The following is a 4,606-nucleotide window of genomic DNA, read 5'->3' as shown; positions in this document are numbered from 1 at the left end:
CAAGCCGAACCCGCTTCGCGGCTTCGTCTTGAACGACTCGCGATCTGCACCACTGCCGTTCTCCGGCTTTTACCGCAGCGGGTCGGCTTAACTCAGGCGTTAGGCACCACGGAGGACATATGCGCAAATTGATAGAGGTTGCACTTCTCGCCATCGGCGTGACCGGGTGCGTTTCACTCACGCCTGAGGGTCAGCGCGTTCGTATCACCAACAATCCGGACGTTGTTCGCGGCTGTGAGTTCGTTGGCAATCTCCGCTCTGGCTCAATGCTCGGCGGTGGTACGGGCGAAGAGCGGGCTCAGGTCGATATGCAAAATGAGACCGCCCGTCTTGGGGGCAACGTTCTATTTCTCACCTCTAGCCACGGCGGCCCCAACCTTGGGGCTGGTGCCTGGAGTTCTGGCGAGGCATATCGGTGCACCTCGGGTGGTGCCTAACAATTCATTCAAGCCGAAGCCGCTTCGCGGCTCGGCTTAATTCAGGCGTTAGGCCGCTCAGGACCGTTAGATGGATGTTGCCGCCGTCAAAGAACATTGCAGTCGTTACCCCGGCGCTTCCTCGAAGTTTTTCGGCCCGCCAAGCAACATACTTGTCTACTACGTTGGTAGCAGAAAGTTTGCCTACTTCAAGACCAGCGAGCCGGAGAAATGGCGCTTTAGTATTTGCGCCAGCCCAGAACGCTTCCTGGAGTTGACGGACGTACCCGGCATCAAGCCAGCCCGCTACATGGCTAGGTTTCGCTGGGTCACAATCGTGGACGTCGGCACTGTTCCAGCCGACTATCTCCAAGAACTGATCACGTGGTCTTACGCCAAGGCGCTCTCCGGCCTTTCAAAGCGGCAGCAATCCGCCATTGCGGGTGAGCGGCCTAACAATTCATTCAAGCCGAAGCCGCTTCGCGGCTCGGCTNCCAAGGCGCTCTCCGGCCTTTCAAAGCGGCAGCAATCCGCCATTGCGGGTGAGCGGCCTAACAATTCATTCAAGCCGAAGCCGCTTCGCGGCTCGGCTTAACTCAGGCGTTAGGCGTGCTATGACAGTAATCGACACATTGATAGAAACAGCCGTCGCAGACACGGACTTGCTCCGCAAGCTCGACTCGCAGGGCGACCGTTTTGGCGTCCCGCGCGACGTCGAGTTCTTGTTGCGTGCTCCGTCTGCCGAGAAGGCGACAACCGTTGCTAGTTTTATCAACGACTACCAGTACGGCGTCGCGACTACCCAAGACCTGGATGATTCGCCCAGCGTTCTGGTCGTGATCCACATGCCCATTGAGCAGAACGCCATCCAATCCGTCTCTGGATTCATGGCTTGCGTCTGCGAGCTGTTCGGGTTGGAGTATGACGGGTGGGGATGTGTCGTACAGGCGCACCCCTAACAATTCATTCAAGCCGAAGCCGCTTCGCGGCTCGGCTTAATTCAGGCGTTAGGCCGCATGGAGGATTAATGTCAAATTGGTTTGAAAACAACGCAACCAAATCCGTACTGATCTATACGGCATTCGTTATCACTAGCACTTGGGCTGTATCTACATTCATTCTCAATGACAATCGGGTCGCGCTGGTTCAAAGACAGCTCGACGCCCAGAGAGCACAGACTGATCAGTACAAATCCAAAGTTGAGCTTCTGCAACGTGATGTAGAAACAGCCAGAGCTGAGAACGCCGAGTATCGGCAATGGCTGTCACAAACCAAGGACGCTATTCCAGTCATGGTACCGAGAGTCATCGAGCTGACTGGTCGAATCAAAACTCTAGAGGCCGAAAATTCGGCACTTCTTGCATCTGGCACCGGGCCCAAGCCAAAGGAAGATGCTCATAGCGCTACGCTCGGAACGGCCTTCATTGATCAAGAAACGGGGTTGATTTTTACGGTTAAGGACACTACGCCGTCCATGACGGCAACCGTACTTGTGAAATTCCCAGAAAGTGGGTCACAACAGGAATATACGATTAGCGCTGGACAACAGTGGTCCTTCAAACTAGGGACTAAGCGCTACACACTTACCGTAACCGAGATTTCCTTTCTAGGTGACAGGGTCAGTTTTCAAATCACTAGGCTTAGCTAGTGCGGCCTAACAATTCATTCAAGCCGAAGCCGCTTCGCGGCTCGGCTTAATTCAGGCGTTAGGCCTCTAAACTGGATGGACATGCACCTGTCAGAGTCAGAGCTTGCCGCTGCCTTAGATCATCACGATGAGTTGGTGCGGCTGTGCGCTGCCGGACGCTTGTCTTTCTGGGATTTCTGCGCAGCGTATGACAACTTTTATTGGGCGTACGCGCTGGACGGTCATGAGTCTGATGCTGCCGGCCAAACCCTTCTAGACAAACTTGCGGACCGCATTACGCCGCACCGCAGCTTGGCGGAGACCGTCCTGGCCAATGCCTGCTCGGACCATGACGCTGATAAGGGCAGCTACGGCAGGTCCGGTCGCTTTGGTCCCGATGAGGCTGTCGTTCGGCTTAAGCTTGTCGCCGATGGCCTCCCACGTGGCGAGGCCTAACAATTCATTCAAGCCGAAGCCGCTTCGCGGCTCGGCTTAATTCWGGCGTTAGGCCGCTGTGGATCAAAAGCGCTAAAAGTGGCTTCTCGCGAGTGCCAGCACTACAACCATTCGTCCAGGACTCCTTCGTTTGGCGTCACCATGCGCGCACTGAGTTCCTCGCGGCTTGCGTCGCCAACGGTGGGCTTCACGCGGCATCATCGGGCGCGCTCGGGTTGTCGCGGCTTCGGTTCAAGCGAGTCTGTCGGCCGTCATTTCCTCGGTTACAGTGGCGGCCTAACAATTCGTTCAAGCCGAACCCGCTTCGCGGCTTCGTCTTGAACGACTCGCGATCTGCACCACTGCCGTTCTCCGGCTTTTACCGCAGCGGGTCGGCTTAACTCAGGCGTTAGGCNCAAGCCGAACCCGCTTCGCGGCTTCGTCTTGAACGACTCGCGATCTGCACCACTGCCGTTCTCCGGCTTTTACCGCAGCGGGTCGGCTTAACTCAGGCGTTAGGCCTCACTCTGGAGTTCCTATGAAAGCTTCAACAGCAATTCTCTTCTCGTTCCTTTCCGTTAGCAGCGCCCTAGCGAGCGCTAGTGAGCCCAGCGACGAACAACTCGACGATTGGATGAATTACTTGAGGAGTGTCGGCATACCATCCACCGTTAAGATCTGCGGCGCTGCAATTGACGACGAGGCACGGTTCAAAACTGCCGCAGATGCATGGTCACTTGCAAACCAGGCGTCCGTCGAGCGCGGTCGCACTCTAGCTTCGGCCCATCCGCCTAAGGGTTGGCCGTCGTTAGACGCATACAATGAAAATATGGTCAAAGATTTCGAGGCCAAGCTGACTAATATGCCCGCGATAGATCAGCTAGAGACTTGCGTAGAGTACGTCGAGCTTCTCGAAAAACGGGCCGCCGGCAGGTGAGGCCTAACAATTCGTTCAAGTGGAAGCCGCTTCGCGGCTCCACTTAACTCAGGCGTTAGGGCCCGCACCCAAATATGTCGCAACTCCAACAAGCGATACTGCTCTTGATCATTGGCTGGCTCTTCGGCTTGCTAAGCCCCGCCATAGTCGATGCGATCAAGCTGCGCCGAGAAAATATCCGTGGCCGCGCGGCGATCAAGGCGGAGCTTGAACAACTCTGCGAGATCCTTGTGTTCGCAGCGTTTAAAGCGAGAAAGGCCGCCGGCTCACTCGATCATCCGTTTCTTGAGTGGCTGCGATCCAATCTAAAAAGGGACAAATCCTCTGCAGCAGCGTCACTTCGCGCAGCCGTTGAGGCCGGCCTCTCGACCACCCCAGAGGATCTAGCAAAAGTCGCAGATTTTATGGCTACTCCCCCTGACAAAGTTACCGTTCTTCAGCACTATCCGGCTCCGCTTCTGGACGCTAGGGTTGCTGCACTATGGAGCTTCGAGACCGACTACCAGAGGCAGCTCTTAGAGATTCATAAAGACCTTATGCTTCTGTCTGATATCGTGCGACAGTCGCGTGAGTTCTTTCAGCTAACCTTTAGCGTAAGCGCCGCAAACCATGATCTTCTCGCTGGCAATCTTCGTCAGAGCTATGAGAACTATGCGGAGAGGGCAAAGATCGTCGTCGATCACGTTAGACGCCTCAAGTAACCGAGCGGGCCCTAACAATTCATTCAAGCCGAAGCCGCTTCGCGGCTCGGCTTAATTCAGGCGTTAGGCCGCTCGAGCTTCTTCTGCGGTGGCTCTCTCGCGCACTAGCCACTCTCGCCTTCTGGCTTCTGGCTTCTGTCAGTTTCTCGTGGCGCGTCCTGCGCTTTCCCGGCTTGCGCCCGAAGCTCCAGCAACCAAAGCAAGTCGTTCAACATTCTGTTTCCCGGCAGGCGCACGCGGCTTCCTGCCGCGCGCTCCGGCTGGCCAGGCTCCGGCCACAGGGCGGGCTTGCGGTACTGCCCATGTCCGGGCAGATTGGCGGCCTAACAATTCATTCAAGCCGAAGCCACTTCGTGGCTCGGCTTAATTCTGGCGTTAGGCCGCTGGGAAAGCCGTTGAGTGTTTTAGCCTCACGCTTGAGGCTCTGAGCTTCAACCCTCGACGCTTTTTGCCTCAGCCGTGACCCTTCCAGCCTCACGCTTGAGGCACT

General features: G+C 56.3%; 5 protein-coding genes and 1 pseudogene. All 6 read left to right on the top strand.

Annotated features, from left to right (window positions below; genetic code table 11):
- Positions 1–507 precede the first annotated feature (507 nt).
- A pseudogene (locus tag ASD14_RS03220) lies at positions 508–909 on the top strand (MmcQ/YjbR family DNA-binding protein); the annotation flags it as partial.
- Positions 910–1,030: 121 nt separating this feature from the next.
- Complete coding sequence (locus ASD14_RS03215; protein ID WP_056128977.1) at positions 1,031–1,375, top strand: ribonuclease E inhibitor RraB; 345 nt, start codon at positions 1,031–1,033, stop codon at positions 1,373–1,375.
- Positions 1,376–1,443: 68 nt separating this feature from the next.
- Positions 1,444–2,064, top strand: a complete 621-nt coding sequence (locus tag ASD14_RS15895; protein ID WP_157475027.1) for a hypothetical protein — start codon at positions 1,444–1,446, stop codon at positions 2,062–2,064.
- A 75-nt stretch (positions 2,065–2,139) separates the two neighbouring features.
- Positions 2,140–2,499 (top strand): hypothetical protein, encoded by a 360-nt coding sequence (locus tag ASD14_RS03210; protein ID WP_056128974.1) that lies wholly within the window; start codon positions 2,140–2,142, stop codon positions 2,497–2,499.
- 517 nt (positions 2,500–3,016) lie between these two features.
- A complete protein-coding gene (locus tag ASD14_RS03205) occupies positions 3,017–3,415 on the top strand; it encodes a hypothetical protein (RefSeq protein ID WP_056128971.1) in 399 nt (132 codons plus the stop codon).
- Positions 3,416–3,489: 74 nt separating this feature from the next.
- Positions 3,490–4,116, top strand: a complete 627-nt coding sequence (locus ASD14_RS03200) for a hypothetical protein (protein WP_056128968.1) — start codon at positions 3,490–3,492, stop codon at positions 4,114–4,116.
- Positions 4,117–4,606: the final 490 nt, after the last annotated feature.

Source organism: Lysobacter sp. Root494 (genome assembly GCF_001427225.1).
Taxonomy (GTDB): Bacteria; Pseudomonadota; Gammaproteobacteria; order Xanthomonadales; family Xanthomonadaceae; genus Agrilutibacter.
Note: the sequence above shows the minus strand (reverse complement) of the source record. Positions and strands in the feature narration are given on the sequence as shown.